At 43.2% G+C, this 26,153-nt stretch carries 28 protein-coding genes; 8 read left to right on the forward strand and 20 right to left on the reverse strand.

Annotated elements, in window-relative coordinates; genetic code table 11:
• Positions 1–17: 17 nt before the first annotated feature.
• Complete coding sequence (locus ACEN9X_RS12140; RefSeq protein ID WP_413670614.1) at positions 18–866, forward strand: neutral zinc metallopeptidase; 849 nt, start codon at positions 18–20, stop codon at positions 864–866.
• 151 nt (positions 867–1,017) lie between these two features.
• Here the strand turns inward: ACEN9X_RS12140 and ACEN9X_RS12145 are convergent, their stop codons facing one another.
• The 5 genes from ACEN9X_RS12145 to ACEN9X_RS12165 all read right to left on the reverse strand — a co-directional run bounded on the left by ACEN9X_RS12145 (position 1,018) and on the right by ACEN9X_RS12165 (position 6,130).
• A complete protein-coding gene (locus ACEN9X_RS12145; protein WP_413670615.1) occupies positions 1,018–2,769 on the reverse strand; it encodes a carboxypeptidase-like regulatory domain-containing protein in 1,752 nt (583 codons plus the stop codon).
• A gap of 148 nt (positions 2,770–2,917) precedes the next feature.
• On the reverse strand, positions 2,918–3,910 hold the full coding sequence (locus tag ACEN9X_RS12150; RefSeq protein WP_413670616.1) for a FecR domain-containing protein: 993 nt from the start codon (positions 3,908–3,910) through the stop codon (positions 2,918–2,920).
• The gene (locus ACEN9X_RS12155; RefSeq protein ID WP_413670617.1) at positions 3,907–4,545 is read right to left on the reverse strand and encodes an RNA polymerase sigma-70 factor; all 639 of its coding nucleotides are present in this window, start codon (positions 4,543–4,545) and stop codon (positions 3,907–3,909) included. The genes ACEN9X_RS12150 and ACEN9X_RS12155 overlap by 4 nt, the downstream gene beginning before the upstream one ends.
• Before the next feature lie 23 nt (positions 4,546–4,568).
• A complete protein-coding gene (locus tag ACEN9X_RS12160) occupies positions 4,569–5,252 on the reverse strand; it encodes a DUF6134 family protein (RefSeq protein ID WP_413670618.1) in 684 nt (227 codons plus the stop codon).
• Between the two features lie 557 nt (positions 5,253–5,809).
• On the reverse strand, positions 5,810–6,130 hold the full coding sequence (locus tag ACEN9X_RS12165) for a hypothetical protein (protein WP_413670619.1): 321 nt from the start codon (positions 6,128–6,130) through the stop codon (positions 5,810–5,812).
• 78 nt (positions 6,131–6,208) lie between these two features.
• Here ACEN9X_RS12165 and ACEN9X_RS12170 point away from each other — a divergent pair, with 78 nt between their 5' ends.
• Both ACEN9X_RS12170 and ACEN9X_RS12175 read left to right on the forward strand, forming a co-directional pair.
• Positions 6,209–6,430, forward strand: a complete 222-nt coding sequence (locus ACEN9X_RS12170; RefSeq protein ID WP_413670620.1) for a helix-turn-helix domain-containing protein — start codon at positions 6,209–6,211, stop codon at positions 6,428–6,430.
• Positions 6,430–8,424 carry a DNA/RNA helicase domain-containing protein gene (locus tag ACEN9X_RS12175; RefSeq protein WP_413670621.1) on the forward strand — a complete coding sequence of 665 codons (1,995 nt, stop codon included), beginning with the start codon at positions 6,430–6,432 and terminating at the stop codon, positions 8,422–8,424. Before ACEN9X_RS12170 ends, ACEN9X_RS12175 begins: the two co-directional genes overlap by 1 nt.
• Positions 8,425–8,426: 2 nt before the next feature.
• Here ACEN9X_RS12175 and ACEN9X_RS12180 read toward each other — a convergent pair whose 3' ends face one another.
• On the reverse strand, positions 8,427–8,810 hold the full coding sequence (locus ACEN9X_RS12180; RefSeq protein ID WP_413670622.1) for a (deoxy)nucleoside triphosphate pyrophosphohydrolase: 384 nt from the start codon (positions 8,808–8,810) through the stop codon (positions 8,427–8,429).
• A 473-nt stretch (positions 8,811–9,283) separates the two neighbouring features.
• Here ACEN9X_RS12180 and ACEN9X_RS12185 point away from each other — a divergent pair, with 473 nt between their 5' ends.
• Positions 9,284–10,225: an NADP-dependent oxidoreductase gene (locus ACEN9X_RS12185; protein WP_413670623.1), complete on the forward strand. Its 942-nt coding sequence runs from the start codon at positions 9,284–9,286 to the stop codon at positions 10,223–10,225.
• An 891-nt stretch (positions 10,226–11,116) separates the two neighbouring features.
• On the opposite strand, the gene ACEN9X_RS12190 is transcribed toward ACEN9X_RS12185, so the two are convergent.
• Positions 11,117–12,649 carry a Do family serine endopeptidase gene (locus ACEN9X_RS12190; protein WP_413670624.1) on the reverse strand — a complete coding sequence of 511 codons (1,533 nt, stop codon included), beginning with the start codon at positions 12,647–12,649 and terminating at the stop codon, positions 11,117–11,119.
• A 192-nt stretch (positions 12,650–12,841) separates the two neighbouring features.
• Here ACEN9X_RS12190 and dapF point away from each other — a divergent pair, with 192 nt between their 5' ends.
• Complete coding sequence (gene dapF, locus ACEN9X_RS12195) at positions 12,842–13,627, forward strand: diaminopimelate epimerase (protein ID WP_413670625.1); 786 nt, start codon at positions 12,842–12,844, stop codon at positions 13,625–13,627.
• A gap of 418 nt (positions 13,628–14,045) precedes the next feature.
• On the opposite strand, the gene ACEN9X_RS12200 is transcribed toward dapF, so the two are convergent.
• Together ACEN9X_RS12200 and ACEN9X_RS12205 are read right to left on the reverse strand one after the other, a co-directional pair.
• Positions 14,046–14,459 (reverse strand): hypothetical protein, encoded by a 414-nt coding sequence (locus ACEN9X_RS12200; protein ID WP_413670626.1) that lies wholly within the window; start codon positions 14,457–14,459, stop codon positions 14,046–14,048.
• A 229-nt stretch (positions 14,460–14,688) separates the two neighbouring features.
• Entirely contained in the window at positions 14,689–15,015 is a 327-nt protein-coding gene (locus ACEN9X_RS12205) for a nucleotide pyrophosphohydrolase (protein WP_413670627.1), read from the reverse strand.
• 345 nt (positions 15,016–15,360) lie between these two features.
• On the opposite strand from ACEN9X_RS12205, the gene ACEN9X_RS12210 reads away from it, so the two are divergent.
• Positions 15,361–15,684 carry a hypothetical protein gene (locus ACEN9X_RS12210; RefSeq protein WP_413670628.1) on the forward strand — a complete coding sequence of 108 codons (324 nt, stop codon included), beginning with the start codon at positions 15,361–15,363 and terminating at the stop codon, positions 15,682–15,684.
• A gap of 49 nt (positions 15,685–15,733) precedes the next feature.
• Here ACEN9X_RS12210 and ACEN9X_RS12215 read toward each other — a convergent pair whose 3' ends face one another.
• Together ACEN9X_RS12215 and ACEN9X_RS12220 are read right to left on the reverse strand one after the other, a co-directional pair.
• Positions 15,734–18,157, reverse strand: a complete 2,424-nt coding sequence (locus tag ACEN9X_RS12215) for a TonB-dependent receptor domain-containing protein (protein ID WP_413670629.1) — start codon at positions 18,155–18,157, stop codon at positions 15,734–15,736.
• A gap of 114 nt (positions 18,158–18,271) precedes the next feature.
• On the reverse strand, positions 18,272–18,445 hold the full coding sequence (locus tag ACEN9X_RS12220; RefSeq protein WP_413670630.1) for a hypothetical protein: 174 nt from the start codon (positions 18,443–18,445) through the stop codon (positions 18,272–18,274).
• Between the two features lie 169 nt (positions 18,446–18,614).
• Between ACEN9X_RS12220 and ACEN9X_RS12225 the strand changes: the two genes are divergently transcribed.
• Together ACEN9X_RS12225 and ACEN9X_RS12230 are read left to right on the forward strand one after the other, a co-directional pair.
• Entirely contained in the window at positions 18,615–19,211 is a 597-nt protein-coding gene (locus ACEN9X_RS12225; RefSeq protein WP_091222582.1) for a Crp/Fnr family transcriptional regulator, read from the forward strand.
• A 114-nt stretch (positions 19,212–19,325) separates the two neighbouring features.
• Positions 19,326–19,913, forward strand: a complete 588-nt coding sequence (locus ACEN9X_RS12230) for a DUF308 domain-containing protein (protein ID WP_413670631.1) — start codon at positions 19,326–19,328, stop codon at positions 19,911–19,913.
• Positions 19,914–19,988: 75 nt separating this feature from the next.
• On the opposite strand, the gene ACEN9X_RS12235 is transcribed toward ACEN9X_RS12230, so the two are convergent.
• The 9 genes from ACEN9X_RS12235 to ACEN9X_RS12275 all read right to left on the reverse strand — a co-directional run bounded on the left by ACEN9X_RS12235 (position 19,989) and on the right by ACEN9X_RS12275 (position 26,128).
• Positions 19,989–20,396, reverse strand: coding sequence for a hypothetical protein (locus ACEN9X_RS12235; protein ID WP_413670632.1), 408 nt, complete (start codon positions 20,394–20,396; stop codon positions 19,989–19,991).
• Positions 20,393–20,755, reverse strand: coding sequence for a hypothetical protein (locus tag ACEN9X_RS12240; RefSeq protein ID WP_413670633.1), 363 nt, complete (start codon positions 20,753–20,755; stop codon positions 20,393–20,395). Before ACEN9X_RS12240 ends, ACEN9X_RS12235 begins: the two co-directional genes overlap by 4 nt.
• The gene (locus tag ACEN9X_RS12245; RefSeq protein WP_413670634.1) at positions 20,755–21,390 is read right to left on the reverse strand and encodes a hypothetical protein; all 636 of its coding nucleotides are present in this window, start codon (positions 21,388–21,390) and stop codon (positions 20,755–20,757) included. Before ACEN9X_RS12245 ends, ACEN9X_RS12240 begins: the two co-directional genes overlap by 1 nt.
• A complete protein-coding gene (locus ACEN9X_RS12250; RefSeq protein WP_413670635.1) occupies positions 21,353–21,982 on the reverse strand; it encodes a LolA family protein in 630 nt (209 codons plus the stop codon). Before ACEN9X_RS12250 ends, ACEN9X_RS12245 begins: the two co-directional genes overlap by 38 nt.
• A gap of 157 nt (positions 21,983–22,139) precedes the next feature.
• The gene (locus ACEN9X_RS12255; RefSeq protein ID WP_413670636.1) at positions 22,140–22,913 is read right to left on the reverse strand and encodes a polysaccharide deacetylase family protein; all 774 of its coding nucleotides are present in this window, start codon (positions 22,911–22,913) and stop codon (positions 22,140–22,142) included.
• Entirely contained in the window at positions 22,907–23,956 is a 1,050-nt protein-coding gene (locus tag ACEN9X_RS12260; RefSeq protein ID WP_413670637.1) for a beta-ketoacyl synthase chain length factor, read from the reverse strand. The genes ACEN9X_RS12255 and ACEN9X_RS12260 overlap by 7 nt, the downstream gene beginning before the upstream one ends.
• Before the next feature lie 3 nt (positions 23,957–23,959).
• Positions 23,960–25,159: a beta-ketoacyl-[acyl-carrier-protein] synthase family protein gene (locus ACEN9X_RS12265; RefSeq protein WP_413670638.1), complete on the reverse strand. Its 1,200-nt coding sequence runs from the start codon at positions 25,157–25,159 to the stop codon at positions 23,960–23,962.
• Positions 25,160–25,161: 2 nt separating this feature from the next.
• A complete protein-coding gene (locus ACEN9X_RS12270; RefSeq protein ID WP_413670639.1) occupies positions 25,162–25,425 on the reverse strand; it encodes a phosphopantetheine-binding protein in 264 nt (87 codons plus the stop codon).
• Positions 25,426–25,492: 67 nt separating this feature from the next.
• Positions 25,493–26,128 (reverse strand): hypothetical protein, encoded by a 636-nt coding sequence (locus ACEN9X_RS12275; RefSeq protein WP_413670640.1) that lies wholly within the window; start codon positions 26,126–26,128, stop codon positions 25,493–25,495.
• Positions 26,129–26,153 lie beyond the last annotated feature (25 nt).

Below are 26,153 nucleotides of genomic sequence, written 5' to 3' on the forward strand. Positions count from 1 at the left end.
GGGGTTGGGGGGCAAATATGCAATGGTTTGGCAGACGCGAAAGTGATAACGTTAACGATGAACGGGGCGGAGGCGGTGGCAGGTTAGCCATAGGTGGAGGATTGCTTGGCTTGATAGCCGCTGCAATTTATTTTTTTACCGGGGTCGATCCTTCGGCCCTGCTTAACCAGGTGGCAACCAATAGGCCAAGGCAGGAGCAAACGGCCAACAACGGCCCCGAGGATGCGGGCAAGCATTTTGTACGCGTAGTTTTAGCTGATACCGAAGATATCTGGACAAAGCTATTTGATGATATGGGTAAGACCTACGAAAAGCCGCAGTTAACTATATTTAATGGTTATGTACAATCAGCCTGTGGTACGGCAAGCTCGGCAAGTGGTCCGTTTTATTGCCCGGGCGATTCGCAGGTATATATAGATCTTTCTTTTTACGACGAATTGAAAAACCGTTTTGGAGCCTCCGGCGATTTTGCACAGGCTTACGTAATAGCGCATGAAGTTGGTCATCACGTGCAAAATCTGTTAGGTGTTTCGCAAAAAATGGACGCGGCACGGTCTCGTTTAAGTGAAAAAGCATACAACAAACTTTCAGTAAAGCTGGAATTACAGGCTGATTTTTACGCGGGTGTTTGGGCGCACTACGAAAAAAGCATGAAAAACGTGCTTGATAAAGGAGATATTGAAGAAGCCCTGAACGCGGCCAATGCCATCGGTGATGACCGTCTCCAAAAGCAGGCCCAAGGACATGTTGAGCCGGACAGCTTTACCCATGGCACCAGCGCCCAGCGCATGTACTGGTTTAAAAAAGGCTATGAAACCGGTGATATTAACCAGGGAGATACTTTTGGTAATGGGGATTTGGATTGATTAGTTCATTGGGTAGCTTGGGCTTACGAGGAGAGGGGTAGAAAAGAACTTTATTAGTAATTAACTTACATCGTCGCCCTCTTGGCCCGGCCAAGAGGGCGACGATGTAAGTTACAAATCCCCAAAAGCTTTTAATTGCAACCTAAACACCTCAAAATAAATTAACCCCAAAGCTCCATCCAACCCAACCACTCCAGTTTCGGTTATCATGAATAAATGAATGATGCAGATCCCGCACATAGGCGTAGCCATTAACAGGTGTACGCTGATCGGAATATAGAAAATTTAATGACGGGCCTGCGAAAATGGAAAATTTGCGACTAACCTTATAAGTAAAATCAAGATTGAATTTATTAAGCTGATTGGTTTTTAACCAGGTACCCTGGTACAGGTAACTTGAGCCGATTTCGGTGTTGATAGCCAAATGTCTGCCTAAACCAAACTCGCGCCCAAAACCTAAACCAAACGAATATAATTTGCTATTTCCATCAACCCGCATGCCGCCCTGCCAAATGGTATACAGGTTATGGTTACCGTTTTTAAAGGCGAGGTTGATATTCTGTGTTTCGTTGGTGGAGATAGCCAGCTTATGATACCCACTGTTGATGATATTCAGTAACCCAATGCTGAAGCCCGACGAAGTATCGGCAATGTTTACCAATGCCAGCTGCACCCCGGTTAGGTGTTTGGCGTAATTAAACAAGCCCGCTACCTGCAGGCCACCAAATTTTTGTTGTGCAATGTTGCCAATACCTCCAATCTGAAATGCGTCAGAATTTTTACCGGCGATATTGCCTATGGCTCCTAACTGAATACCCCTAACCGATCCACGGGTATGATTATATAGTGCTGACAATTGTAGGCCATTCATATTTTGTTTTACGCTGTTATGCAGCAACGCCAGTTGAATGCCCCGCACGTTGCCCAGTACATTATTATACAAGCCACCAAGCTGAATACCGTTTACGGACCCGCCGACAACGTTGAAGATCCCCGCTATTTGCACCGCGCCAACATCGCCTTTATCTAAATTGAAAATAATGCCCATTTCAAAACCGTCGACACCGGCATTGTACCCGCCGACTGCATTGAGGGAAACTACATTCACTACCTGTCCGCTGAAATTGCCATGGGTGCTAACGCCGGGTATGGCCGAAGCCTGGAAGGGAGCTTGTGCAATCAATCCGCCGAGATTGGCTGCCTGGATCTGTTGTTTGGTAGATAGGAATAATCTGCCCAGGGAAGTATTCTCAACGCCAGAATAATCATCACTAAGGATATAACCCAGCAGGCTCTTTTTCTTCAGTGTAGTATCTGTACTTCTTACGTTAACATCAGCCAGGAAGGTAACGGTGGTGTCTTTATAAAATTCCCTGCTTATGGTTAAGGTGATCGGTTGACCTTGATTGCGAATCGTCATATCAAAATGACCGTCTTTATCTGTCAATACTGATTGTAGTTGCTCATGCGAGTATACGCTGGCATTCGGCAGTTTGTGGCCGGTTTGCTCGTCGGTAACCGTGCCGCTGATGGCATAACTATCGCCCTCCGTAGCAGCCTTATCGGTAACTATGGTGAGTTGGAGGGGGGCATATCTCAGGATAATAAAATTCTTGGTTTCGCGATACTCAAAACGGTAGCTGAGCATATGGTCGAGCACTTCCTTTATTGTCCAGTTATCAGCGTTAACGGTGACCAGGCTATCAGTTTTTACGATGTTGCTATTGTATGAAAAATAGAAGTTACCCTTTTGCTCGATGGTTTTAAGCACAGTACCCAGGCGCATTTCGGTTACATGTACAGAAATATTTTTGGACAGAATAGAATCGGCATGAGCTGTGAAGGCCGTGAGGAGGAGCAGGGCGAGGGTATAGTTTAGGTAACGATGTAGTTTATATAACATAAAATATTCTTAATATTAATAAACTATGTCATTGCGAGGAGGGACGACGAAGCAACCGCATGCTATACAGGGCGGTTATGCTTCCGTGCGGTTGCCACGCTATCGCTCGCAATGACATGCTTTTATAGTAATTAGTATAGCTACTTCCTTACTTCAACACAATCCCCTTTTTCCCCCGCTCCACTTTAATCTTAAACGTTTCGGAAATCACCAGCAATATCTCATCTAACGACTGATCTTTAAACACCGTAGTAATAGGCAGGTTAGTAATGGCCTTGTTGCCGATAACAATATGCGCCCCATAAATCTCGTTCAGCGAACCCACCAGCTCATGCAGCGGGGTTTCATCGCAAACCAGTTCATGGGTGGCATAATAGTTATACAAACGCCCTTTAATGTTCTCTTTCGCTTGCAAGCCATCCTTGCCCGTAACCAGGACTTTCTCGCCGGGGTTAAGGTTCACGTTTTTGTTTTTCTCGCTTACGTTAACAATGCCCGTTTCAACAATTACCTGCGTTTTACCGTCGCGGCTCTTTACATTGAATGACGTGCCAACCACCCTAACCGTTACACCATTCACCTTAATAATAAACGGTTGGGTTTTATTGGGCGTTACTTTAAAAAACGCTTCGCCCAGCATAGTGACTGGCCGGATTTTGCCGGTAAACTTTTCTGGGTAAATAAGCGTGCTATGACTGTTCAACGTAACTACCGAACCATCGGGCAAGGTTTGCGTACGGGTTTTGGCTTCGCTGTTTATCTTAACAAAAGCAATGTTTCTATTATCATAATAATGACTGATGGTTAGCCAGGCTACGGTACAAATCAATAGCAACGATGCCGCTATGCCAACCCACCAGCTGGTTTTCATTTTGCGAACCGGCGCGGGTTGGGTAGCTGTTGGAGCTGTATTATTCAGTCTTTTTTGCAGGCGAAGATAGGCCGCATCTTCATCGAGTGTTTTGGTAGAGGCGATGCGCTGGCTCTCATCCCAGATCAGTTTAAAATTATCATATTCCTGCCTGTTAGCAGGGGAGGCGGCAATCCAATTTTGTATAGCTTCCACCTCGGCGGGCGTAGCTTCGTCAACCAGGTATTTCACCAGCAAATCATCATCTATAGGCATACCGGTATAGCTCATACAAACCAATTCATAAATAACAATAAAATAATGGGTAAAAATTCGGCCAGTTTTTGGCGCATTACCCGCAGCGCCTTGCCCATCTGGTTTTCGATGGTTTTGATAGATAAACCCATCTGATCGGCAATTTGCTGGTATTTAAGTTGCTCAAACCTGCTCAGCTGAAAAATGATGCGGCACTGCTCGGGCAGTTCGCTCAGGGCTTTTTCGATATGCTTTTGCAGCTCGGCGGTGAGCAGTTTTTTTGAGGCCGAATCGTCGTTGCCTACCTGCTCCATTTCATCAGCATAATAAACGCCGAAATTGGCGCGTACCTTCTGGTGTTTTAAGTAGTTCAAACTTTCGTTATGTACAGACCGGTACAGATAGGCCTTGATACTGCCGTCGGTTTTAAGCTGATCGCGTTTTTCCCAAATGCGGCAAAATACATTTTGTACTACCTCTTCGGCCATTTCATCATCCTTTAAAAAAGTGTAGGCATAGGCGTGCAGACTTTTAAAGTGATCTTTAAAAAGCCGCTCAAAAGCCTTCTGGCTTCCCTGTTTAATTAAACCGATGGCCGTGCTATCGCTATATTCCACTTTTAAGGTGTAGATGTTAGCGCTAAAGATAGCTTGTTTGGCCGTTAAATTCATAGAGCCCAAATGTTAAAAATCAATCAGGCCAATTGGATCTGGATGGTGTACAACGAATGGTGGATATCAACTTTGCTGCACACGCCATTGGTATAGCTGTAAAAATTATAGTTGCCATCGGGCAGATCGATACGGTATACATGCGGGCTCACCTGTTTAACCTGCAGAAACTGCTGAAAATTATCTGAGTACACCTGCGCCTGGTTTTCGGGTTCGCGGCAGTACAGCAGCATCAGGTTGGCGGCAATTTGTTTTTGATCAACTGTTTTACCGCATTTGCCTTCGGCTATGGTTTGATAGCCGGAGGCGACGGCCCTGGTTTGGCGATTACATTTTTCAGAGCCGTTAACATGCCGGCATACCTGCGAACTGATGAGCTTGCCATTGTTAAAAGTGCTCTCCTCCTGGATATCAACCTTCACGCTGAAAATGAAGCGCATTTTTACTTCGGAGATCATTTTAAGGTACAGCTCATCGCCCTGGCGTTTTTGGTACAGGTTCATGTGGCCAACCACCTTGCCGCTGTGCAGCACATTGTACTTAACCGTTTGCTCCTGCGCCACGGCACCGGCAGCAAGGCACAATAAAGCAACCACCATTGCCGCCCACCTGAGCGGACCGAAGATATTTAATGTTGGGAAAGTTTTGTTTTGGAGGGCAGGCCGGATATATTTTTTAAATAACCAAATTATTAAAGCGGGTATCATGGGTAATTATTTTAAAGTGACTGAATAAAGCTTTTAACGCGTTTACTTTATTACAACACTGTAAACTTTTACCCCTATGCCTTTGCATTATTTTGCTTAATTAATTAAATACTACTATATCTATCTGTATTATATAGATTACAAACATAGTAAAAAAAATCGGGTGTCCCAATTTTTTGATTCCCCACGAAAAATTGAAAATCTTCGCCGGGATGTTTTATTGAAAAACGGCAATGTTCCAAAAACTAAGAGTGAAACGCGGAACGGGTTGAAACACCATTTGTGTTGATTATCAATGTTTTAGTAAATGATGTGAAACGTGATTAATACGCAGTGAATCAGTTGATTAACCTTTTTTAGCTAAAATTTGAGCGTTCCGGCCGAGGTTTGGAGAATGGTTAATTTTTCATTGATTTTTTGATGTTTTTTGCAGAAAAATGCATTTAGGCGATGTGGGGTTGTTATGGCACTGACAAAATAGCGCCACCAATTGGGCGCGATTTAAGCGTTATTTTTTATAATAACCAATTTGCCGATATCGGCAAATTGGTTGACTACTATGAAGGATTCACAACTGTTTGAAGAATATTTATAAACAAGGCTATATCTGCCCCCTCATCGGCTAGCTCATCGGTATACTCCACACTTTCAAATTCGTGGAAGGTATGATCAAGCTCATTGTCCCAGGTGCTGAAGTGCAGATCAGGTACCTGCCAATCATTGGCATAAAAATATTCACCACCCATTAGTTTGGCTTGTATTAGATTCTGTACTGTAGAAAGTGTGATGTTTTCAGGATTATTGAAGATGATCGATTTTAAATTTTTGTAATTAGCCCCATCACGGTATAGGTAATTGAATTTAATATTCGTTTTCATATACAAGTATAATTAAAAACAGCAAAATGACACTTATAGTCCGTTGACTTATAGTCGACATATGAGCAATTTGGCTTCATGAGCATTAAGGCGCATGTTGGGCAAAGAATTAGAGAATTGAGATTGAAAATTGGAATTTCCCAAGAAGCTTTAGCTAACAGGGCTGAGATAGATAGAACGTATGTTACTGATGTTGAAAATGGAAGAAGAAATATATCCATCGAAAATTTAGAAAAGCTTGTTAATGCCTTAAATGTTGACTTCAAGGATTTTTTTAATTCCCCTTACTTCAACAAATAATGAGTGCGTTCTACCTAAATTCAATCCAGAATTTTATTCATGAAAGTAATAAGTCGATAATTGGTTCTCTAACAAGAGAGTCAGGATTAGCTGGATTTCATGAACTAAAGCACAGCCAAACGCTTTCCTGGGATGAAGAAATTGATGTTTTAAAAAATGCATTAAAGCAATTAACCAATCGCGACAAAAGCGCAAGGGATTTTGGCATATTATTAGAATATCCTATTGCCCGCAGAGAAAAAAGAATCGATGTGGTGATTGTTGGTAACAATATTCTTATTGTTATTGAATTTAAGGTTGGTAAAGCAGAATATCTGAGTGCAGATAAAGATCAGCTATTAGATTATTGTTTAGATCTTCGTGACTTTCATTTTCAATCAAGAAATAAAACAATAATTCCTATTTTATTAGCAACGACAGCCACTTCTTTTGTAAATCAACCCCTTGTTAGTCGGGATTGGGTTCAAGATGTACTTTTCGCTAACGAAAATAATCTAACTAATATCCTTATCGAGATATTTAAGAAATATGATAGCCCCAAGAAACAGTTAGATTTTACAATCTGGAATAATAGTGACTATTCCCCAACGCCTACTATTATAGAAGCTGCTCAAAGATTATATGCAGGAAAATCGGTAGCAGAAATATCAAGATCGCATGCTGGAAAAAAGAACCTAACAAAAACTTCAAATGCTGTAGTTGAAGCCATAAAGATAGCTAAGTCCAAGGGGGAAAAAATCGTTTGTTTTATTACTGGAGTTCCTGGTGCTGGTAAAACTTTGGCTGGGTTAAATATTGCGCATGACAAAGAATTTCAGCAAAACGAGAAATCCTTAGCCACTTTTTTGTCTGGAAATGGCCCTCTTATTAAGGTCTTAAGAGAGGCATTATCTCGTGATGCTCACAAAAAGATTAAGAAATCAGACATTGCTTCAAAGAAAAAAGAAACGGATAGAATTATTGCATTTATTGAAAACGTACACCGATTTTTAGATCACTATTTTTTTGAGAAAGATCGAATTCCCAATAATAAAATAGTAATTTTTGATGAAGCTCAAAGAGCATGGAATGCGGAACACTCCATGAGGAAATTTCAACGGCCATTTTCTGAGCCGGAAATGATGTTTGAAATAATGGACAGGCATAAGGATTGGGCTGTGATCGTAGCGCTTGTTGGCGGAGGCCAAGAGATCAACACTGGTGAAGCTGGTTTACCAGAATGGGGTAGAATTCTTCAAGCAAAGTTTCCATCTTGGAAAATATACATATCTCCGCAATTAAAGGCTGGTGATCATAGCACAGGAAACCTTACTCTGTTTGAACATACTCCAAACAATTTGAAAATTATTGAAGATGAGGATTTACATCTTTCTGTATCTATAAGGTCTTATAAAGCAGAAGAACTATCTCGTTGGGTAAGTTTGATTTTAACAAATCAATCCGCTGAAGCAAAAAGGGTCTTCAATGATCAATTACTTAATTATAAAGTTGTCATAACGAGGGATTTGGAGAAGGCCAAACAATGGCTTAAAACAAATTGCAAAGGTACAAGAAGAATGGGCTTAGTCGCCAGCTCTGGGGCAAGAAGATTAAGACCCTTGGGTTTGGATGTTAAAATGCCTCTTGAAGAAGAGCAATGGTTTTTAAATGGGAAAGACGATGTTAGATCATCTTATTATTTAGAAATTCCCGCTACAGAGTTTGGTATTCAAGGCTTAGAGCTTGATTGGGTTGGAGTTTGCTGGGATTTGGATTTAAGGAGAAAGGGTAAGATGTGGAGTTATAATGCTTTTAAAGGTACCAAATGGCAAAGCGTGGATAAGTTTGAAAATCAGAAGTTTTTAACCAATAAGTATAGAGTTTTACTGACTCGAGCGAGGGAAGGAATGGTCATTTTTGTTCCAAGGGGAGAAGGAAATGATTTGACGAGGCCAATAAATCAATATAATGCAATTGCCGATTATTTAATTTCATGTGGCGTTGTGGAAATATAATGTCAACTCTCCGCATACCACCGAACAATCGCCACATCCGCCTCCGCCCAATCCAAAGCTAATAATTCATTTTTAGACAGCCATTTAAAATCAAGATGCTCTTTAAGTATGATCTCGCCATTGGTGATCCTGCAAACAAAAGGAATCAGCTGTATGGTAACATTAGGATAATGATGCGTATTGGCGGGCAGGGGCTTCAAAATTTCAATAGCCACATGAAGCTCCTCCTTAATCTCGCGGATGAGGCAGGCTTCGGCAGTTTCGCCGGGTTCAATTTTACCGCCGGGGAACTCCCATTTTAAGGGCAGGCTCATGGTCGCGCTTCGCTGGGCAGCAAAAACAAGTCCGTCGGTATCAACAATTATGGCGCAGGTTACTTTGATCACGTTTCTAAGATAGGGGTTTAGGGCAAGAAACAATACAGCAAGAGTCAAGAAACAAGACAGAAAGAGCCAGGGGGAAAGACAGTAAGAGTTAAGAAATGAGAATAATAAAAATGATGTCATTGCGAGCGCAGCGTGGCAATCGCACGGAAGCAAAGCCGCTCTGTATAGCATGCGATTGCCTCGTCGCGCCCTGGCACAGTCCCTGTGCTGCTCCTCGCAATGACATGATTTTTATTGATAATTTCCCAAATAAAAGCGCGCCGGCCCGACAAAAAAGCGGGCCAGGGGGTATGGCCTCCCGATGGGCATCGGGACAGGTCGTGGGCTGAAGCATTTTTTTGTCTTGATGTTTGGTTACTTTGCATCTAAGGTAAAGTAAAGCCCTCCGCCCGACCAAGAGGGCGACGATGTAAGTTATAAAACAACAAAGGTTTAAAAGAACTAACTTTAACCTGTTAAAAACGCATCAAACCATGAAAGCAATAATTTTAAAAAGCTCTGGCGGGGTTGAAAACCTTGTACCTGCCGAAATACCTGTGCCAACCATCGCTGCCGATGAAGTGCTGGTAAAGCTAAAAGCCATCAGCATAAATCCTGTCGACGTTAAAACCCGTTCGGGAAAAGGCGTATGGGGGCGTATTAAGGATGAGTCGCCGGTTATTTTAGGATGGGATATTTCGGGCGAAGTCACCGAAGCTGGTGCCGACGTTACCGGCTTTAAACCCGGTGATGAGGTTTTCGCCATGATCGATTTCCCTAAAACAGGTAAAGCCTACGCCGAATATGTTAAGGCCAAAGCCGATGAGCTTGCATTGAAGCCGGCGGGTATCAGTCATGAGGAAGCAGCAGCAGCTACACTTGCCGCGCTCACTTCATGGCAGGCTTTCCATACCCATGCACAAATTAAACCCGGCGACCGTGTGCTGATCCACGCTGCATCGGGCGGGGTTGGCCATTATGGCGTACAGATAGCTAAGCATTTGGGTGCTTATGTTATTGCCACGTCATCGGCCGCTAACCGCGATTTTGTGTTAGGTCTGGGTGCCGATGAGCATATCGACTATAAAGCCCAACCCTTTGAAAATGCAACCCACGATATTGATTTTGTACTTGATACCATCGGCGGAGAATATATCGATCGTTCGCTGCAGGTGATGAAAAAAGGCGGCACTATTGTAAGCATCGTATCGGGCATGAACGAAGCGGTTACCCCTAAAGCTACAGCGATGGGCATCAATGGTCACAATATCCTGGTTAAGCCAAGCGCCGAAAACATGACAACTATTGCCGGTTTGCTGCAAAAAGGCATCATCAAATCGCATGTATCTAAAGTGTTTCCGTTTGGGCAAATGGCCGATGCGCATTTGCAACTGGAAAGCGGGAGGACGGTTGGTAAAGTAGTGCTGACGTTTTAAAGCGGTTTTTTAATGTCATTGGGGAGCGCAGCAGAGGATGCGCAACGGGGGCGACGTGACAATCCCGTCGCCTTGCAATCCGAAATGGATATCCACTCTGTATTGTTACGGGGACTGCTGCGCTACCGCTTAATAACCTTAGTTGTATTTAACCAACATTGGCCCGCTCATTCGCCGCGGGTTGGCTGTTACTTTTGTCTTGACACAAAAGTAACCAAAAAGTCAAGTCAGCAGGGAGGCTTCTTTGCCGCACAGGCCTTTGCTCACTTGTCCTTTCCTGGCCTTTGCCCTGCAAACCGGGCAGAACCACGGGCTGCAATTATTTTGCCCCGCTTCGCACGCTCTTGGCCCCGCTTCTGCAAAAACTTGCTATGCCCCTGCGACCGCACCACCCACCATTGTTCTGCCCGCTTTCACCCGAAGCTTACCTGCTGACGGGTTTTGGGGAAAGATACAAGACCGTTAGATTCAAGAGACAAGATAAGAGCCATTAATATCAAAACCATGTCATTGAGCGCAGCAACCGCACGTAAGCATGACCGCTCTGTATAGCATGCGATTGCCGCGTCGCGTCCCGGTTCATCTCCCATGCTGCTCCTCAATGACATGGTTTTTGTGATGGCTTAATGAAATCAGAGCATCTTATAATTCCCAAAACAAAAGCGCGTCGGCCCGACAAAAAAGCGGGCCAGGGAGTATGGCCTGCGGGTTGAAGCATTTTTTTGTCTTGATGTTTGGTTACTTTGCATCTAAGGTAAAGTAACTGGCCTCCGCCCGGCCAAGAGGGCGACGATGTAGGTTATAAAACAACAAAAGCCCATTATAAGCCCAAAAAGAAAGCCCCGATCTAAAAAGATCAGGGCTTCCAATATAAAATCACTTAAAAAAAGCTTATTGAGCCGGGAACGCGCTGCTGAAGTGCGAACCATCAGGGTAAATACCGGCAATGATAATGTTGCCTTGTATCGGTTTTACAATTGCCCTGTCAATATCATCAATACTGCTGATAGCTATTTTATTGATGCTGGTGATCACTACGCCTTCCGGAATTTCGGCAGCATCAAATAAACCGCCTTCACGTACCTGGGTTACCAGTACGCCTGCATTAACATGCAGCTTGGCTTTTTCGGCAGGGGTTAAAGCGTGGAAACTTGCACCCAATTTGTTAAACAATTCTTCTGCAGATTTAGAGGATGCTGTACGGTTTGAAGATGGTGCCGCATCGCCTTTTAGTGTTACCGCGAAATCTTTGTCCTTGCCATCACGCAATACGGTGATATTGATCTTATCACCGGGTTGTAAACGGCCTACACGCTCCTGCAAATCTGATGATTCATAAACCGGCTGGCCTTCAACCTTAACAATGATATCGCCTTTGCGTAAACCTGCCTGTTCGGCGCCACCACCCGGTACAAGGTCGTTAACGTACAGGCCGTTGGTGGTTGCTACATCAAGTTTCTGGGCTACATCAGGGTTAAGCTCAGTGAAAGTAACACCAACAAAACCACGTTTTACAGTACCGAATTTTTTGATATCGTTCAATACTTTTTTAGCCAGGTTAACCGGAATAGCGAAGCCATAACCTTCATATGAACCGGTGTGTGAAGCGATAGCGGCATTGATACCGATCAGTTCGCCGCGGGTGTTAACCAATGCACCACCGCTGTTACCAGGGTTAATGGCCGCATCTGTTTGAATGAACGACTCAATAGCCTTGTTCAGCTTAGGGCCTGATTGATTACGGGTACGCCCGAATGGATTCTCATCCTGGTTGTCTTCACTGCCAATGATACCGATGTTACGGCCTTTGGCGCTGATGATACCCGCTGTAACGGTTGATGTTAAGTTAAAAGGGTTACCTACGGCTAAAACCCATTCACCAACTTTAGCGTCATCGCTGTTGCCTAATTTAACAATGGGCAGGTTGGTAGCGCTCACTTTAATCAGGGCCAGGTCGGTACTTGGATCGGTACCGATAACTTTGGCACTGTAAGTGCGGTGGTCGTTTGTGGCAACGGTAATTTTATCGGCCTTTTCAACCACGTGGTTGTTGGTTACGATATAACCATCAGGCGAAATGATTACACCTGAACCTGATGCCATTTGCGGGCCCTGCGGGCGCACACGCTGACCAAACATATCACCAAACATCTGCTCCAGCTGGTCCTGGCCGCCACCACTTGCTTTGCTGCTATACGTGGTGCGGATATAAACCACTGCCGGGGTAGCTACGGCTGCTGCCTGGGTAAAATCCAGATCTCCGGTTGATGATACCGGGACCGAAGGGTTACTTGTAAAATATACTTTTTGTTTGTCCTCAAAGCTCATGTTGTCTGAGTACTTGTTTTCGATAACCTTGTACGTACCTAAGGCTATCGCACCCCCAACAAAAGCGGTTAATAGTGTTAAACCTATCTTTTTCATTTATTATTTGCCTTTCTTATTATTAAGTTTACTTATTTTACAGATCAAATTTAATACCATATAGACGAGATAATCAATGATAAGTTATCCCGTTTTTTGTTAAAATTTGTTAAATAGGTCAACGTTGGCGTTTTTGATTGTTAGCATGAATTTTGCTAATACTAAAAGGCCGACATTAAATAGCATTATACAGTGAATTTACATTTTTATAAGTACCAGGGCGCCGGAAATGATTTTATTTTGATTGATAACCGCGACAATAGCGTTGATCATCATAATCCTAAGCTGATTTCGGGCCTGTGCGATCGTCGTTTCGGTATTGGGGGCGATGGCCTTATGCTGCTGCAAAACAAAGAAGGGTACGATTTTGAGATGGTTTATTACAATGCCGATGGCCAGCCGAGCAGTATGTGCGGTAATGGCGGGCGTTGTATTGTGGCTTTTGCCAAATTTTTGGGTGTCATTGAATCCGAAACGGAATTTTTGGCGGTTGATGGCCCGCATTATGCCAAAATTTCAGACGAAGGTAATTGGGTAAGCCTGCAAATGATAGATGTAAATGATGTTAGCAAAGATGCCGAAGCCTATGTGCTTAATACCGGCTCGCCGCACTACGTAAAATTGGTTGACGGCCTTGAGCAGCGCAACGTTTACCAGGAAGGCCATGCTATCCGTAATAATGCTACTTACCGGAAAAATGGTATCAATGTGAATTTTGTTGAACCCATGGAAGAAGGCTATTTTGTACGCACCTTTGAACGCGGGGTGGAGGATGAAACCTTTGCCTGCGGTACGGGAGTAACGGCTGTTGCCCTGGCTATGGCGCAACACAACGAGCAAACCGGGCATATAACCACCCCTATAAAAGTATTAGGCGGAAACCTCAACATCCGTTTTGATTACGATGGCAAAGCTTTTACCGACATCTTTTTAGAAGGGCCGGCAGTAAAGGTTTTTGAAGGAGAGGTGGTGATTTAAGTAAGAGTATTATTACTTCCCGTCATTGCGAGGCACGAAGCAATCGCGAACTTTACCGGGCGGACCTGCTAATAGGGGATTATTAATAATTATAATTTGATTTTTATAGGTATTAATGAGCTCCCTACGGTCGGTTGTCTTCGTACCTTATAATGACGTGATCGTAAGTTGTTGATTATTGGGCGTGTTTTTTTTGATCTGTTTTATAATATGGGCGTTGCCTGCGGCCGGGCTATCCGCTGCAAGTCCTCGCCTTTCCTGCCCGCAAACCCAACCCGCGCTGTGGGCTTTACGCTTCTATCCCTAACGCGGCCCGCGCAACAGTCCTAAAACATCATGTACATATCATAAAGTAAGTCCCATCAGGATACGGTTATCAAATTTTGGATCTTACTCCCCCTTCAGGGGGCCGGGGGGCCTAATGAACTGGTTTCAACAAACTAAAAAACGTTCCATCCATTATAACATTACCAATGGCGTCGAATACACTTTTTCGCGTGGCTTCTACCTTCATATCTTCCGCATAAAAAATATGGTCAACGCCTAATGTTTTCAGCAATGGATCAATCTTGGAGTGCCATTTATTTTTATAGCAGCAAATCTTAATGCTTTTGTATGCAGGGTTTGAGCTTAAGCGCCGAAGGATCTTTTCTATATCTTGAACAAGATAATCGTAATCGAGAATTAATAAATTGGGTTTGATATCGTGTATTGCCGGAAATATGGCCGCGGTGAGTGAAATATGCTTGAAGACCTTGTTATTAGGCAATACTTCAAGGCCAACTACATGAGGGGCAACCAACAGTACAACTTTAGACCGTACACGGATCATGATCAATTAATTAGGATGCTTAAAATTAGGAGTTAAATTTCTACTTGTCAAGCACTTATTAAATTATTTAATAAAATCCCTGATCTTTTAATCAAATCTTCATCTGTTAGTTCCTTTTACCAGTTAGATTTTTATAATTTTAATATTAATTTAACCTTGCAGGTAGTTTTTTATGCTTTTGCATCTGTTTTTCACCCCTTTTTTAAGCAGTTAATGAGGACGCCACACATCATTTCAATTTTTCGTTGTTTTTATGCCGTTCCGCATCCCGGATACTCTTCTTTTGCATATTTTTTTCCAGGGCTTCGGTCAGGTCGATACCTGTTTGATTGGCCAAACAAATCAGCACAAAAAGTACGTCGGCCATTTCATCAGCAAGGTTAACCTCTGTATCCGATTTTTTGAAGGATTGTTCGCCGTATTGCCTGGCCATAATACGCGCTACTTCACCAACCTCTTCCATTAAAATGGCCGTATTGGTGAGTTCATTAAAATACCTGATACCCATTGTTTTTATCCAGTTATCTACAAGCTGCTGTGCCTCGCTGATCTTCATAAAATTATTTTTTTTTTGCAGGAATTGAATGCGCACGAATTTCACGATTTTTTTCGGATTGGCACTAAGGGAATGGCATTGGAGACAAGGAAATCGCGTTAAAATAATCAGTCTCTTTTGCCAGGGCTGACGCTTAATAATTTTTACCACGAATGCATTGCAATACTTCCGCAATTAATCGAATTATACGAATTGAATCAATTTAAAATTCGTGTAGAAATTTTTCATTTATAGTTTGCTGTTAAAAGCGGTTCTCTCTGGTGCCAAAAATAAAATGAAAATACTTTGTAAGGTTTCACATTTCGCCCCGACTAAGGGGTAAAATATTAACTAAAAGAACCAAACATGAAAACCAGATCAATCATTTCAGGCGCCCTTATCGCCATTTTTACTATCGCCGGCCTTACTGTTAATGTACAGGCGAAAACATTGGGTCCTTTACATAATACTGTTGCCCTTAGCGATACCGGTAAAATGAAAAAGGATAAAATGAGTAAAGACAAAATGAGCCATGATAAAATGGCTTCAGACAAAATGGGCTCTGATAAGATGAGCAAAGACAAAATGTCAAAAGACAAGATGGGTGCAGACAAGATGAGCCACGATAAAATGTCTAAAGGCAAAATGGGTAAAGGTAAAATGGGCAAGGATACTACAGGCAAAATGTAAGTGTTGTTTTTGATCGTTTTGAGGGAGCTGCAAAGCTCCCTTTTTTGTTTTAGTGGATCCGGCCTTTTTCATCCTGGTTACCGGTATCTTGTTTTTCTGCTTTGTTCTGGCTATTGCCAAAGCGGTAACTGATCCCCAGTAAAACGTACCGGTTGATCTGGAAGTTGGTGTATTTTTGCCTTACGCCGTTAACAATTGTAGTAACTGCCGATGCGCTGCTCCTGAAAACATCGTTCATCACAAATGATACATCTACTTTCTTTTTAAAAATGGACGCTTTAAGGCCAAGATCAAGTTTGTAATAAGCATCACTTCGGCCAATATGATCAATCTCCGGAAACTGGTACCAGAAATTCACCGCGCCTGAAAATGATTTATCAGCATTAAAATAGATGTTATTGTTGGTTGCGATATAAGCACCGAACCCGCTGATACCTTTTACAGCATCAAGGGCAGATTTAGCATCGGTATGGTAAAAGGTGAACTGGTTGTTATTATCAAGCCAGCTTAGTAATTGCGTTGAATAATTTTCAGAAATGCCCGCCCTGTAGGTTTTGATAAAATTGAGCGGTGTGGTATAAACCAGGTTGGTATCCGGCCGGGCAATGGTTATATTGTTAAAACCGTTGTTGGTAACATTTAAAAATATGGCCGAAGTAAGCCTGTTTTTGTAGGTATGCGACAGCTCAAAGTTGGTATTGTATTCGGGCTGAAGATAGGGATTACCCTCCCCATAGCTGTAGGCTGTGAACAGGCTTTTGAACGGATTAAGGTTCCAAAAGGTAGGCCGGTTTACCCGCCTGCCAAAGTTTAACGATAAACTATGATCTACTGCAGCCTGATAACTTACCGTTGCCGATGGGAATAGCCTGGTGTAATTATTTACAGTAGTTTGATTTAGTGTGTGCGAAAAGCCTTTGGTTTCGGTGCGTTCAACCCGCAAGCCGGCCTGGTATTTCCATTTGCCGTCCTCACGATTGATACTGCCATAAACAGATTGGGTGTTTTCGGTGTAGGTAAATTCATTGCTCAGGTTTGGGTCATACTTTAGCGAGTCATTGGCCGTCTTGTTATAATAAAAAGCATTGCTGTAATTGTTGATAAAGCTTAGCTTACCGCCAAAAGCAAAACGGGCGTATTTGGTAGGGACTATAGCATCGGCTTTAAAAGTATAAATATTAATATCCTGCTTATTGGTGTCATGATACCGGTTGCGGCTGGTACCATTCAGTGAGCCGTCGGCGAGGTAAGTATTGCTCTCAAAATCTGATCTATCCGTTCGGTAATAATTAAAATAGTCGGCATTAAGCACCAGTTTCGCACCGGAGGTATCCAGGCTGATGGTGCTGTGCAGGTTAACCGCATTGCTGATAGCGACAGGATGATAAGTGGCGTAGGTTTTTAATGTTGAATCGATAGCCCCGGTAGTATTGTTAATGATCGGGTTATTCACATGGTCAGATCCATCATAAGTGTTTTTACCGCCCTGATAATTTACGCCTGCAGTAACTTTAGGACTAAGCCGGTAATCGGCACCGGCAATGAAGTTTAAATTATGGTAACGATAGTTTCCGGTATCTGTTTGCAGCCAGGTTTGCTTGGGGTAATAGATCTCCGTTTCAAAGCCTTCCAATTCATGGTCATGATCTATGTTTACGCTGGCATAGGCCGATAGTTTATTTGAATTATAGTTGATATCTCCGCTTGCGTTTAGCCACCAGTAATTGCTGGTGCCGTAAACCGAGGCCGGGTTATGCAGCCATTGTTTATCATTAATTTGTACACTGCCCGAATAGCCTTGCTTTTTGCTGTGTTTTAAGGTGATGTTGATAATACCTGCATTTCCTTCTGCATCGTACGCTGCACCGGGGTTTTTAATAAGCTCAATAGTGCCAACCTGGCTTGCGGATAATGACCGCAGATAACGGAGCAGATCGGTACCTGCCAGTTGAACCAATCTTTCATTCACCATTACCTTGATACTGCCTTTGCCAACAATACTAAGGTCATTATCACCGACTTTCACGCCGGGCACCCTGCCAATAACCGTAAGCGCATCGGCCCCGGCTGATGTTGCACTTGTGGATACGTTATAAACCAGTTTATCGCTTTTATTTTCAACAGAAGCTTTACTCGCGGTTACTTTTACCTCATTTAGCTGTGTGGTGTTATCCGTGAGTATGATGGCAAGATCGGTATCCCGTTGGAGGTTTATTTTTAGTTCGGTTTTTGGGTAACCGGTGTATGTGACAGTTAAGAGATAATAGCCTTTATCTACATCGGTAAAACCAAACATACCCGTCGAGTCGGTTTGTACTGCCCTTGTTTGTTCAGAGTTTTGCTGCTGTAAATTGACAACAGCAAAGGCTGCCGGCGCTTTTAAATTGTTAGTTATTTTACCGGTAACGTTTACTTGTGCAAACAGGCTGCTATAAATTAAACTGAAAAACAGAACGCTGTAAATATGTTTCAAACCGGGAGCAGGTTGGGGTTTATAATATTTGTAAAATAAATAAAAAACCGCCGCTAATTGTTTAGCGACGGTTCTATTTTAATTTCGGATGTTGCTCCGGAGGCTGGCCTGGTATTAGATTTCGCTCTTTACGTGTTCCAATCCCCCGTTTTCGGTAACGTAATATTCGGAGCGCGAATGGGCGCCCGCGTCAGTGTTACTGCCTTTCTTTTTGCCTTTTCGCGGACCCGACACCGCCAGTATAATGGCTGCCAGGAAGAGGGTTATCTCTATCAAACTCACTAACATGGGGAGATGTATTTATATTCTTCATGATGTTGATTGATTGGGTGATTGTTTTTTGTTCAATTTAGTTTGATTGTAAAATAAGAAAATAAAACCTGATATTATTAACCCAGGTGAAAATTGGTGTGGTTTTTTGTGCCGATATTTGAATTGATTACGCTTTGTTAACAGTATGGAATCAAAACAGGAAGTATTGAACGATTTGCTTGGCAAGTTTGCCGACCTCTCGGCCAACGATGTCAACGTTAGTCTGCCTTACTGGCGAACCCGCAAAATAGCCAAAAGCGATTTCTTTAACATGCAAAACATTGTATGTACCGATCTTGCGCTGATCACCAGGGGGCTGTTCCGCATCTACTACGTACATCCCGAAACACAGGAAGAAAAGAATATCTACTTTTTCTCCGAGCGACAGTTCCTGGTGTCGTTCCGAAGTTTTATAAATCAGTATCCCTGTGCATATTTTATCCAGGCCATGGAAGATGCCGAGATCATATCTATCAATTACACCGATCTTCAGTACCTGTATGGCACGCCAACCGGCTGGCAGCGTTTTGGCCGCCTTATTGCCGAGCTGTTTTTTAACCAGTCGCAAGCCCGTACCGAGGAGTTTTTGTTCAATACGGCAGAAGAACGTTATTTAAAAATGATAACCCAGCACCCCAATATTGTAAGCCGTATCCCGGCTTATCATATTTCATCTTACCTGGGCATCAAAAACCCGTCGCTCACCCGCATCAAAAAGCGGCTATCGCAGCAAAAGCCCTAAAAACGAAACTCTGCTGACAAATGCCCATCGCTGTTTTCACCTAAGTGAAAATTGCCGGCTTGTTTTGTGCGCAACTTTGCTTCATCAAACAAAACGAAATAAAAATTTAAAGTCATGTCAGCAAATAAAACATTAATCATAGAAACTTCAGCCGCGGCTAATACCGCCGCTGCATTGCGCAAACTATATTTTATAAGAGTAGCATTTTCGGTTACCTGGGTAGTATTGGTATCCTTATTAGCTAAAACTTCATTTACGGCAGCTACCATTCTGCTTGTGATCTATCCATTGTGGGATGTTGTTGGCACTTTCCTCGATATCCGCGCTAACCAGGGCAACGGTACATCTGTAACACCTCAATATGTAAACGTTGCTATTAGTGTTATTACAACCCTGGCGGTAGCTTTTGCTATAACTAAAGGGGTGCCCGCAGCATTGATTGTATTTGGTGCCTGGGCGTTATTAACCGGACTGATCCAACTGATATTGGGTTTAAAAAGGCGGAAAGAATTTGGCGGCCAATGGCCAATGATCCTGAGTGGCGGGCAGTCAATGCTTGCAGGTGTATCATTTATAGCCATGGCACATTCGCCTAATATGGGTGTTGTGAATTTGGCAGGATATTCGGCCTTTGGCGCTTTCTATTATTTATTAGCGGCTATAAGGCTGGGAAAAAGCGCGAAGGCGGTTGTGCAGAATTAAAATATTAGATAAAGGATTGAGTGGGATTGGTGAGCCTTTGGTTATATTAAACCAGGGGCTTTTTTGTAATAATATTTAAAGCTCGCTCCACCATTTTTTGACAATGATTTCTTCCGCTAGAGGTTCAATGATTTGGTCTTTATTATGCAAACTATAGCCTCTCAGATTTGAATGTGATATGGGCCACTTATCACTTAAAATATAATCAATGAGATCAATGGCGTTTTCAATATCATTATCCAAATCAGTCTCGTCATATGTAGTTATGTGAACATGCCAATCAGAAAGCTTTTTTGTGTCTTCAAAACCAATGGTAATTTCAATATCCTGGGTTGTAATATATAACTCCAGTTCACCTGTATTGCTTTTATATTCTATATCAACAATATCACCTAACTTTTGGACGTAATGATCCGCAAATTGTGGAAACCTTTCGAGTAGTTTTTTCACCACCTTCTCAGTAAACTGTTTTTGCTCTATCATAAATTAAACACCCCCTTAAACTTCAAAAACACAGCCCCGTTATTCACCAGTTGTGCATCCGCTTTAACCTGCCCATCAACCTCACTCATCTTGATCTCCAACCCAACCTGCCCATGTTGATTAGGATCAATGAACGATAGAAACTTGATATTATCGGCCTTAACAAATCTTAGCTTCTTACTTAAATAGCTTTCCAAAACCTCTTTGATCATTTGCATCATGCACACGCCCGGTACGATAGGCTTGCCCGGAAAATGCCCTTTGAAAATATCATGTGCCGGGTTAAGGGTAATGGTGGTTTTAAGCAAACTGCCATCAATTTCAGGGGGGCTGAAAGTAAAAAAGGTATCTTTGAGCATTATCGTTTAAGGCGTTTGAGGCCAATATTAAATTTAAAGTTTTTATGACTGATGCCTATGGTATCGGGAATGCCATCGTGAAAATTATGCATAATAGCCTGCACCACAGGTTTTCTATCGGAGGAGCGCTCCATGCGGATCAGCTCTGTTCCTGCCTTGTTGGTAATATAGTAATTGGCACCTTTTTCCTGCGGAAAAACATAATACAGGAAGCTATCATCCTGGCGCATATAGCCCGTTTCCGGGTTTTGCCTGCGCATCATCACCAGTTCAAAATCTTTTTGCAGGGTGATGATCACCGGGCGCTTATCCATTTGCTTAATGATGTAATATACCTTAAAGCCACCGTCGGGTTTAAACTCAAAATCAAAGAATTTGAAGCCCATCTCATTGCTGAACACCATACGCACGCTTTTATCGGGCAGGGTTTTGATCAGCAGCAGACCGCTTAAATGATGGCCGCCAATTACGTCAACCTCGGTTTTATAAAGTACATTGGTAAAATCCGGCGCGAATTTTTTGATCTCGCGTACGTTACCTTCGGCCGGTTTCAGGCTTTTGTAAACCGAAGAGCAGCCGGCCAGGATGAACAGGCAGCTACTTAATAGCAAAAAGCGCGTCCGGGATATTGGCATTGATCTCTTTATTAGTAAAATGCAAAATGGTACTATCGCCAGATCCTTCCAGCATTTCAATGGTGTTTACGGAATAATCTTTCTTATCTACGGTGATCTCAATGGTTTTAAAAAAATCGCTCAGCTGCTTGTTAACCGGGGAGAGAGAAACGAGGTACGTGCCCTTGTTTTCATAAACGGCCGACTTAAAATCGCCGCTATTAAGGGCTGTTCCCTGGATGCAGTCCACTACAATTTTGTTGATCTGCTTAAATACTTTGTTGGAACGGGTGGATACCTTGTTTTCCTTTTGCCCGTCTTTAATATATACATTATCCTTGTTCAGGATCATGAGGTAGCTAAAGGGTTGGGTATATTCCATTCGCAGCATATTTGGATTGCGGTACCAGAATTTTCCTTTCGAGGTGATTTTTTCTGATAGCATGCTCAGGTTTTTATCCTGTGTGAAATCACTTTTAATGCTGTTTGTTTTTGCAGCAACTTCGGCAAATCGTTGTTTGAATTTGGCAAGATCGGATAGCTGGGTGTAGCCGGAGTGCTGGGCATGGGCAGTGATGGTGAAACCAAGGAAGGCAACGAGAATACAAATCACTTTGATCGAATTAGAATGAGCGCAAGCCGGCGCGATTCCTTCCCTGGGGAAGGGGGAGGTAGGGGTTAAACGCCGATGAAACCTCTCCCTACACCCTCCCGGGGGAGGGAATCGCACAGCCCCTGCTTTAGCTTTTAATATTTTATTTTCAATCAATCTACGCATAAGCCTGTAAATTTAGCATTTTATCCAGCCGTACTATTTCGTATCCCTGTACTTTAGCTTGTTCAATAAACAAGGGTAAAACCGAAATTGTTGCTGCTCCTGTATCATGAAACAGGAAAACAGCGCCGGGGTTTAAGCGGCGTGTTATCTTATTTAATAGTTTTTTGGGGTCGCTGATAACCGTATCCATCGAGCGAACGCTCCAGCCGATAGGTACCATCCTGCTTTTTAAAATGGCTTTTTTGAGGTTAGGATTAATCACCCCATAAGGCGGCCTGAATAACAACGGACTTAAATTGATAGTCTGCCTTACCAACTGGTTGGCCTGAAGCATATCATCCAGCATTTTGGCCGGTGGAAACAGATCGAACCAGAAATGGTGCGAAAAGCTATGGTTACCGATAATGTGCCCGTGCTGGTGGATTTGTTTCAGGATGGTTTCATTCCCGGCAATTCTGTTCCCGATACAAAAGAAGGCTGCATGGGCATTATGCAGCTTTAAAATATCGAGGATTTGAGGTGTAGCAGCGGCATCGGGCCCATCGTCGAAAGTAATAGCAATAACTTTTTTACTTGTTTTTAGCGAGCACATTACCCGCATAAAAAAGTTGGAGCCGATGTAATAGCATCCGTAAAATAATATCAGCGAATAAATAAATACCAGTACAAGGTAGCTCCACCATGCCCCCCCTTCAGTAATATGCTGCCAGATTATTAACCCCAGAAGCCCGGCAAAAAGGATATTGGTGTTCCTGAAGTTTAACATGCCGAAAGCAGGATTAGTGAGTGGTGGATATTTTGGTAGTGATTGTAGATCAATATCTTTTTTAACGAAGTTTGGTCGGCCTCCGGTACAAATGAACAAACACCGTTTTTGATTTCATGGGCGGCCAGCCACATTGCAAATGCAGATGAGGTTGGGTATTCGCCGCAAAGGGCTTTATAATTGATGACAGGTGCATCGGCAAGGTCATACCTCAGTAATTGCTCATAAACTGCGTCATTTTTTAAATCACCGTTATTACCGGTTATAACCAGATCAATCTCATGGATGTTGGTGTTCTGGCTTTGCAAAAAAATGCTGATCTGTTGTTTTATTTCAGCCGTGTTGCGTGGTTTATAAAAGCTGGATACACCCTCAATTTTAGCCCAATCATTACCCGAAACTTCCCGGCTTAGCAAGAAAAAAGCGGATCCTTCTCCTGCCATTGTGCCCCTGCCGGGGGTATTAAGCAGTTCAAAGTTTGATACCGGCTGACTGCGATATAAACCCATGCGCTTTAAAATAGTATGGCTGTTAACGGTGATTTCATCAATTCCGCCTACGAGTACATTGCTTGCTTCGCCCTCATACAAAAGCATCATAGCATCAAGCAGGGCGTTTTCAAACGAAGCGCCACCGTTCACGAATGTATTGTTGTATTGATGGCATTGAAGCAACAGCGCTATCTGCGCACTGATAGTGTTATGGGTGGATTGGATAAACGGGGTAGGGGAAAGCGCTTCCTCGTTTTGCTGCACCATTTTACTCAGAAAAGTGTTGGTATCCTCTAAGCAGCCGTAAGTGGTTCCGGTAATGATGGCATCCGGTGCATTGATCCCAGCCTGGTAAAGGCAATCCATCCCTGTCGCTACTCCCATTTTAATGATGCGGCTCATGCGGCGGATGAGTTTGGGATCAATCAGAGTTTTATACTCCGGTTCGATACACGTTAGCTGTTCGCCGGTGTATTCGGCCAGCTCCGAAAGATATGGCTGATTACCGAATGTGTTTTGAGGCGATATGTTGCTTGCTGCTTTGATGTACATCGCCTATAGTTTTGAAAATATCAATGATGAACAATTGCCGCCAAACCCGAACGAGTTGGATAACACATGTTTGATTTCCGGCCGTGTCGAAAAGCGGATTTCAGGCGTAAATGGAAAACCTTCCATCTGCTTTTCAAATCTCAGATTGGGATATAACAAACCACGCTGTACAGCCAATGCCGAAAATACGGCTTCAATGCCACCACTTGCCCCAAGGGTATGCCCGGTAAAAGCTTTGGTAGAACTCATTTTGGGAGAGTGCCCGGCAAATAACTTGCCGATGGCAGATCCCTCCGAACTATCATTGTTTTGTGTGCCTGTACCGTGTAGATTTATATAACCGATATCGGCAGGCTGCAAACCACTTTTTTTAAGCGCCCCCTCCATTGCCAGTAACGATCCTGTTCCTTCGGGAGATGATGCCGTTTGATGATAGGCGTCGTTGGTATTGCGGTAACCGCTTAACGAGCAATACAGCTCTTTTTTAAGCGCAAAAGCTATCCGTTTAGAAACCAATACCACATAACCGGCCCCTTCGCCAAGGTTAAGGCCGCGGCGGTTGGCATCAAAGGGCTGGCAGGGTTGTTTATCCAGTATCATGAGGGTATTAAAGCCGTTCAGCGTAAAGCGGGTTAGGGCATCGGTACCTCCGGCTATTACCACATCCAGCATATTGTTTTTGATAAGCCTTGCTCCATACATGATAGCGTTGGCCGATGATGAACAGGCCGTGCTGATGGTGCCGACATAATGCCGGATCCCTAACTGATCTGCAACGAAATTGGTGATGGCGCCACACTCGTGGTTAACCACGTTGCGCAATCTGCCTTTGGTATTGTCGCTTAAAAAATCCCTGAAAAAATTTTCGGTTTTATCCATGCCGCCAACGGTATTGGCCGAGATAAAGCCTGTTCTTAAACCTGCAAGATTGGTAATTCCGGTATCTGTTAAAGCCTCCCGCGCCGCAATTAAACTCAGCATAGCTGTGCGACTGATACCTCGTTTAAATCCCGACAGCCCGGCAAGCTCATCATTGCTTAACTTAACCTCGCCAACCGGAAATTCATCCCGGTGTTCAGTATCCAAGTATTGGATAGGGGCGATGCCCGTTTTTTCCTGTTCAAGCGACAGCCGGTTTTGGGCCACAGTGTTACCTATGGCCGAAATTACCCCCAGACCGGCTATAAAAACAGGTTGATCCATTGTTAAACGTTCGGGGTTTTACTGCTTTCAATAAATTCGGCAATGGTGCGTACCGAGCGGAAGATCTTCGGGCCATCTTCTGCATTGGAGAGTTTTACTTTGTATTTCTGCTGTAACAGCACAATCAGCTCCAGTGCGTCTATGGAATCCAAACCCAAACCATCACCAAAAAGCGGCTGATCATCACCGATATCCTCCGGCTTCAGATCCTGTAAGTTCAACTGCTCAATGATCTGCTCTTTCAGATCGGCCATTAATTTATCCATATCGTAAGTTTTATAATCACCCCCTCTAAATCTCCCCCGATGGGGGGAGACTTTAAAAAAAGTCTTTTTAAACGCTCTCCCTTCCGGGGAGGGTTTGAGTAGGGCTGTAAATTTTATTAATATTTTCTGTTGTGAAGGATATTACGCCTTCTTTTTCTATTAAAAACAAAACAGCTTTATAGCCTGTTGCCGTCATTTCCACCCAGCCGCAAATGCAGGCTTGTAATTGTCCTGTCTCCAATAAAATGGAAACATAGTTGTTGATGAAATCGGCATTAAAACGGTCAAAAATATAAAAAGCGTTTTCGCCTTTAAAATGATGACGGATGCAGATCTCGCCAATACCAATATTGGGCAGCGTGTACACAAACAACGCCGGACTTGCTATGTCCTGCACCGACTCATAATACCGCTTATCGGCATCAAGGCTCGAACCCGCGTTGGTTAATACCACGCCGATGTCGGTCGGTTGATATTTTGTCTTATCAAAATCTTTCAGCAAAACCTCGGCGGCCAGCCAGCCCAGTTTTGCCAGGTTATCCATTTTATAAAACTTAGGATATTTTACCCCAAGATGCTGGTAAACCGACAGCAAAAAACCGGGAATATCATTCTCCGTACCCTCAAACAGCACCTCGTTATTATAACGAACAATGTTGTTGCTGATGCTGCAATGAGCTGATATGTAATATTGATGGTTCAATTGTATAAAATCAAGCTTTTAGCTT

It is taken from the genome of Mucilaginibacter sp. Mucisp86 (genome assembly GCF_047324315.1).
Lineage (GTDB): Bacteria > Bacteroidota > Bacteroidia > Sphingobacteriales > Sphingobacteriaceae > Mucilaginibacter.

Excerpts from the sequence above, each read along its gene's own strand:
- ACEN9X_RS12160 (WP_413670618.1), bottom strand. The coding sequence starts at position 5,252 with ATGATACCCGCTTTAATAATTTGGTTATTTAAAAAATATATCCGGCCT.
- ACEN9X_RS12230 (WP_413670631.1), top strand. The coding sequence starts at position 19,326 with ATGTCAGCAAATAAAACATTAATCATAGAAACTTCAGCCGCGGCTAAT.
- ACEN9X_RS12240 (WP_413670633.1), bottom strand. The coding sequence starts at position 20,755 with ATGCTCAAAGATACCTTTTTTACTTTCAGCCCCCCTGAAATTGATGGC.
- ACEN9X_RS12140 (WP_413670614.1), top strand. The coding sequence starts at position 18 with ATGCAATGGTTTGGCAGACGCGAAAGTGATAACGTTAACGATGAACGG.
- ACEN9X_RS12145 (WP_413670615.1), bottom strand. The coding sequence starts at position 2,769 with ATGTTATATAAACTACATCGTTACCTAAACTATACCCTCGCCCTGCTC.
- ACEN9X_RS12205 (WP_413670627.1), bottom strand. The coding sequence starts at position 15,015 with ATGAAGATCAGCGAGGCACAGCAGCTTGTAGATAACTGGATAAAAACA.
- ACEN9X_RS12210 (WP_413670628.1), top strand. The coding sequence starts at position 15,361 with ATGAAAACCAGATCAATCATTTCAGGCGCCCTTATCGCCATTTTTACT.
- ACEN9X_RS12190 (WP_413670624.1), bottom strand. The coding sequence starts at position 12,649 with ATGAAAAAGATAGGTTTAACACTATTAACCGCTTTTGTTGGGGGTGCG.
- ACEN9X_RS12155 (WP_413670617.1), bottom strand. The coding sequence starts at position 4,545 with ATGAATTTAACGGCCAAACAAGCTATCTTTAGCGCTAACATCTACACC.
- ACEN9X_RS12200 (WP_413670626.1), bottom strand. The coding sequence starts at position 14,459 with ATGATCCGTGTACGGTCTAAAGTTGTACTGTTGGTTGCCCCTCATGTA.
- ACEN9X_RS12255 (WP_413670636.1), bottom strand. The coding sequence starts at position 22,913 with ATGTTAAACTTCAGGAACACCAATATCCTTTTTGCCGGGCTTCTGGGG.
- ACEN9X_RS12165 (WP_413670619.1), bottom strand. The coding sequence starts at position 6,130 with ATGAAAACGAATATTAAATTCAATTACCTATACCGTGATGGGGCTAAT.
- ACEN9X_RS12265 (WP_413670638.1), bottom strand. The coding sequence starts at position 25,159 with ATGGATCAACCTGTTTTTATAGCCGGTCTGGGGGTAATTTCGGCCATA.
- ACEN9X_RS12170 (WP_413670620.1), top strand. The coding sequence starts at position 6,209 with ATGAGCATTAAGGCGCATGTTGGGCAAAGAATTAGAGAATTGAGATTG.
- ACEN9X_RS12150 (WP_413670616.1), bottom strand. The coding sequence starts at position 3,910 with ATGAGCTATACCGGTATGCCTATAGATGATGATTTGCTGGTGAAATAC.
- ACEN9X_RS12245 (WP_413670634.1), bottom strand. The coding sequence starts at position 21,390 with ATGCCAATATCCCGGACGCGCTTTTTGCTATTAAGTAGCTGCCTGTTC.
- ACEN9X_RS12225 (WP_091222582.1), top strand. The coding sequence starts at position 18,615 with ATGGAATCAAAACAGGAAGTATTGAACGATTTGCTTGGCAAGTTTGCC.
- ACEN9X_RS12220 (WP_413670630.1), bottom strand. The coding sequence starts at position 18,445 with ATGTTAGTGAGTTTGATAGAGATAACCCTCTTCCTGGCAGCCATTATA.
- ACEN9X_RS12175 (WP_413670621.1), top strand. The coding sequence starts at position 6,430 with ATGAGTGCGTTCTACCTAAATTCAATCCAGAATTTTATTCATGAAAGT.
- ACEN9X_RS12270 (WP_413670639.1), bottom strand. The coding sequence starts at position 25,425 with ATGGATAAATTAATGGCCGATCTGAAAGAGCAGATCATTGAGCAGTTG.
- ACEN9X_RS12185 (WP_413670623.1), top strand. The coding sequence starts at position 9,284 with ATGAAAGCAATAATTTTAAAAAGCTCTGGCGGGGTTGAAAACCTTGTA.
- ACEN9X_RS12260 (WP_413670637.1), bottom strand. The coding sequence starts at position 23,956 with ATGTACATCAAAGCAGCAAGCAACATATCGCCTCAAAACACATTCGGT.
- ACEN9X_RS12235 (WP_413670632.1), bottom strand. The coding sequence starts at position 20,396 with ATGATAGAGCAAAAACAGTTTACTGAGAAGGTGGTGAAAAAACTACTC.